Raw genomic sequence first — 4,821 nt, 5'->3', positions numbered from 1 at the left:
GTGCATTTCCAGATGTACCAGACATAGCAACCTCTGGAGAGGAAGCGTATGTGTATTTTCATATAGATCCTACACATACGAATTTCATCAATCGCATCATTGAAGGCTATGAATACTTAGGTGTTATGACCTCTGTAGATACGAGTGGGAGGTGCATGTTGCGCTGCACACCATCTACAAGGCCTTTGGCGCTTGAAGTATTAACTAGTTTATCTGATTATGTGACTATCGAAGATGTATAAAAATAGTAGAGAAATGAGAGTATATCTATGAAACAATCTATTTTGAAACGTGCATTATTAACAGCTTGTCTTGGCGTATCTATGGCAGGTGTGGCTATGGCGGGCCCTGTAGGTCCTGTCATCATTCCTCAAGCAGGGGATGTAGTTATTATCAATCACGGCCCTGATATGACTTTCACAGGCAATATCAATTTTGATGTGGAAAGCCAAACTAGCAATAATCTACAAATTGGTTCCACTGTGATTCCTAATGTTGTATACGGTGCAGCATTCAATAAATCTGGTGCTCCAGATACAATTATTCCAGCCCAAACTTACGTTTACGTAGGTACAAAAGATGGGGCCAATGCTTTCACAGAAGCTAGTGACGCCGATAAAAAAGGTGCTAACTGGAACGTAGAAACGTTGAAAAAAACTAAATCTGGTGACGTACAATTGGCGAGCCGTGGCGTTCCTGAAAAGCCATTGGCAAACCAAGTGGCAACCATTAAAGATTCCATTATGCTTAGCGCTGTAGACCTCAGTACAACAGAGGTAGGCCGCAATAGCAAGGGCGTTCTATACATGACTGTGCCTAAGGAATTGAAATTGACTGCTGACACTGGTATTCCAGAAGACGTACGTGAAACAATGCCAGCTATGTTCCGTGGCAAAATGGGCGACTCCCTCATGGTAAACCTTATGCCTTTAAATGAAGAGGAGAAACAACAATTAGCGGCAAATCCACATAATGCGAATACAATCGTATTTAACCGTGGTATGAGCATGGCGAAAATGATTGGCTCCTCTGCACGTACTAGCAAAGTGTACACATACATGAAAGACCATTACTTGAACCTCGTTATTGTAGCGAAAGATTATGATGATAATGGTGCTCGTGGTAGTGGTGTTATGATGGTTTCTAAACAAGATAACTCTAATGATGTGCTCTTAACACTCTATAAAGGTCCAGACCTTTCCAATAGCAAATTGGAAAAAGTAATTGGCGCTATGTTGTCTACGAACTTCAAACGCTAATAGATTTAACAAAATCTTCAAAGGTTAATAGAACTTACAAAACGGCTCGATTTATTTGAGTCGTTTTTGTCTTAGTTATATAACGTAATAATATTATTTAGACGTAAGAACGATGTTTTAATTTTATAGAAATTATGAAATTTACCATTGAACCGTATTGAATTTTTTGATTCTCTATGATACTATATTCTAGTAAAAGTGATGCAAAGGACATGATTCTCATATCCCTGTGTACCAGAGAGAGGCTGATGCTGGAAATGCCTTACACATATATCAGAGTTACCCCCTTTAAACTGATTTGTCGAACCTAAGTAGGCAAATACGGCCGCCACCGTTATCGGGCTTAATGAAGTGAATTACTATACATATATACTCGTATAGGTAGTTAACTAGGGTGGAACCGCGAATGATCTTCGTCCCTTGTTTGTAGGGATAGAGGGTCTTTTTTTATTATCAAAATCCAACTATCCTAGTTTATAAATTGGAGGAAAGAAAAATGGCAGATGTAAAAATCATTTTACCTGATGGTAGTGCAAAGGAATACGCTGCTGGCACTACTCTTGGGGAAGCAGTAAAACAACTATCTAACAGCTTGGCTAAAAAAGTTCTAGCTGCAAACGTAAATGGCGAATTAACAGACCTTCGCGAAGAGCTCGTGGATGGCTCTGAAGTAGCTTTCTTAACATTTGAAGACGATGGTGGTAAACATACTTTGCGCCACACAGCTTCTCATATCTTGGCTCAAGCAGTTAAACGTTTATGGCCTGAAGCTAAATTGGCTATCGGTCCTGCTATCGACAAAGGTTTCTACTACGATATCGACTTGGAGCAAAACTTAACTCCTGAAGATTTGGGCAAAATCGAAAAGGAAATGAGCCGTATTGTAAAAGAAAACTTGCCTATTACTAAATCTGTAATGTCTCGTCAAGAAGCTATTGAGTTCTTCAAATCTAAAAACGAAGACTACAAGGTAGAATTGATTCAAGACCTTCCTGAAGATGCAGTTATCTCTTGCTACTCTCAAGGTGACTTCATCGATCTTTGTGCAGGTCCTCACGCGGCATCCACTGGTAAGGTGAAAGCTTTCAAATTACAAAGTATCGCAGGTGCATACTGGCGCGGCGATGAAAAAAATAAAATGTTGCAACGTATTTACGGTACAGCATTTGAGAAAAAAGAAGAACTTGATGCATACCTTCACATGCTTGAAGAAGCGGCTAAACGAGACCACCGTAAACTTGGTAAAGAACTTGGCTTGTTCGTTATTAAAGAGGAAGGTCCTGGCTTCCCATTCTTCTTACCAAAAGGTATGGCCCTTCGCAACGAATTAGAAAACTTCTGGCGTGAAGTTCACCATGAATTTGAATACGAAGAAATTCGCACTCCAATCATTTTGAACAAACAATTGTGGGAAACATCTGGTCACTGGTTCCATTACCGTGAAAACATGTATACTACAATCATCGACGAAGAAGAATATGCAATTAAACCAATGAACTGCCCAGGCGGTATCTTGGTGTACCAAAACGAAATGCACTCCTACCGTGACTTCCCATTGCGTTACGCTGAACTTGGTTTAGTTCACCGCCATGAATTATCCGGTGCATTGCATGGCTTGTTCCGCGTACGTGCTTTCACACAAGACGATGCTCACGTATTCATGTTGCCATCTCAAATGCAATCTGAATTGATGAAAGTTATCGAATTGTTTGACCGTATTTACAGCCAATTCGGTTTGAAATATCATGTTGAATTGTCTACTAAACCAGACAACGCAATGGGTGATGATGCAATTTGGGAAGCAGCTACAGAAGCATTGCGCAATGCTATTGAAGCAAAAGGCATTCCTTACGTAATCAACCCTGGCGATGGCGCATTCTATGGTCCTAAACTTGACTACCATATTGAAGACTCCTTGGGCCGTACATGGCAATGTGGTACTATCCAATTGGATATGAACTTGCCTGAACGCTTCCAAATCGACTACGTTGGCGAAGATGGTCAAAAACATCGTCCTATCATGATTCACCGTGCATGCTTCGGTTCTATGGAACGTTTCATCGGTATCTTAACTGAACACTATGCAGGCGCATTCCCAACTTGGATGGCTCCTGTACAAGTTAAAATCTTGCCTATTTCTGAAAAACATGTTGAATATGCTAAAGAATTGGCAAAACAAATGCACCGCGACTATGTACGTGTAGAAGTGGATGATCGTAGCGAAAAAATCGGCTACAAAATCCGCCAAGCACAAATGGCAAAAGTTCCATATATGCTTGTTGTAGGTGATAAAGAGGTTGAAGAAGGTACAGTTAACGTTCGTAAACACGGTGGTGACGAATTAGGTTCCGTACCATTTGAAGAATTCTTCAACGCTATTAAAGCGGAAATTAAAGAACGCAACTAATAAAATAGTATATAATATATTTACAGACTAAAAGAGCCCCCATATACTAAAGCCTTTCGTTAGACTTAAGTCTATGAGTTGACTATTAGTGTAATGGGGGCTTTCTCTTTAATTGTTACCTGTGAGTAGCGAAAGGAAAATAACTATGAAAGATGTAAATTCATACGGTTGGAAAGCTGTTATTGGTTCTTCTGTGGGCTATGCCATGGATGGTTTTGATCTCTTGATTCTAGGTTTTATGCTAACCTTGATTTCAGGCGATTTAGGTTTGACTACAGGTCAAGCTGGTTCTCTTGTGACGTGGACCTTAGTAGGGGCCGTAATCGGTGGTTTTATCTTTGGTACCTTGTCAGATAAGTTTGGTCGCGTTCGTGTATTGACTTGGACTATCGTACTATTTGCCGTATTTACTGGACTCTGTGCCTTTGCACAAGGCTATTGGGACCTACTTATTTACCGTACAATCGCTGGTATTGGTTTAGGTGGTGAATTTGGTATTGGTATGGCTTTAGCTGCTGAAGCGTGGCCTGCTAAACACCGTGCAAAAGCGACGAGCTATGTTGCTCTTGGCTGGCAATTAGGCGTATTGGCCGCTGCACTATTAACACCGTTATTGATTCCTCACATCGGATGGCGCGGCATGTTCATGGTTGGTATTATTCCAGCCTTCGTGGCGTGGTTCTTCCGTGCGAAACTACATGAACCAGAAATCTTTGTACAAAGCAAAGAAGTAAATGAACATTCCCATACGGAATCCTTTAAATTACTTGTGAAAGACGTAGCCACTACGAAAACATCTATTGGTGTGGCCATCTTAACATCTGTTCAGAACTTTGGTTACTACGGTATTATGATCTGGCTACCTAACTTCTTGAGTAAACAATTAGGTTTCTCCCTTACTAAATCTGGTTTATGGACTGCTGTTACAGTATGCGGCATGATGGTTGGTATTTGGCTATTCGGTCGTTTGGCGGATAAACTTGGCCGTAAACCTACATTTATTCTGTTCCAAGTATGTGCCGTAGCATCTATTTTGATTTACTCCCAACTATCTGATCCAACAGCTATGCTATTTGCTGGTGCTATTCTAGGTGCCTCTGTAAATGGTATGATGGGTGGCTACGGTGCCTTAATGGCAGAAGCGTACCCAACAAG

The 4,821-nt window shown here is 40.8% G+C and carries 4 protein-coding genes and 1 other annotated feature; all 4 genes read left to right on the top strand.

The features are described from left to right. Positions 1-242: DUF4911 domain-containing protein (locus Q0F90_RS07230; RefSeq protein WP_296004370.1), on the top strand; the 242-nt coding region annotated here is incomplete at its 5' end. A gap of 27 nt (positions 243-269) precedes the next feature. Beyond that, positions 270-1,259, top strand: a complete 990-nt coding sequence (locus tag Q0F90_RS07225) for a hypothetical protein (RefSeq protein WP_296004369.1) — start codon at positions 270-272, stop codon at positions 1,257-1,259. A 192-nt stretch (positions 1,260-1,451) separates the two neighbouring features. Next, positions 1,452-1,683 (top strand) — a binding site (T-box leader). Between the two features lie 72 nt (positions 1,684-1,755). Further along, positions 1,756-3,666, top strand: a complete 1,911-nt coding sequence (gene thrS / locus Q0F90_RS07220) for a threonine--tRNA ligase (RefSeq protein ID WP_296004368.1) — start codon at positions 1,756-1,758, stop codon at positions 3,664-3,666. 145 nt (positions 3,667-3,811) lie between these two features. After that, on the top strand, positions 3,812-4,821 hold a 1,010-nt coding region (locus tag Q0F90_RS07215), incomplete at its 3' end, for an MFS transporter (RefSeq protein WP_296004367.1).

This window comes from uncultured Veillonella sp. (assembly GCF_934190855.1).
Lineage (GTDB): Bacteria > Bacillota > Negativicutes > Veillonellales > Veillonellaceae > Veillonella.
The sequence above is the reverse complement of the archived record's forward strand: the minus strand, read 5'-3'. Positions and strand labels throughout refer to the sequence as shown.

What these genes read in the sequence shown, in the direction of transcription:
- Q0F90_RS07225 (WP_296004369.1), top strand. Translation starts at nt 270, where the DNA reads ATGAAACAATCTATTTTGAAACGTGCATTATTAACAGCTTGTCTTGGC.
- thrS (WP_296004368.1), top strand. Translation starts at nt 1,756, where the DNA reads ATGGCAGATGTAAAAATCATTTTACCTGATGGTAGTGCAAAGGAATAC.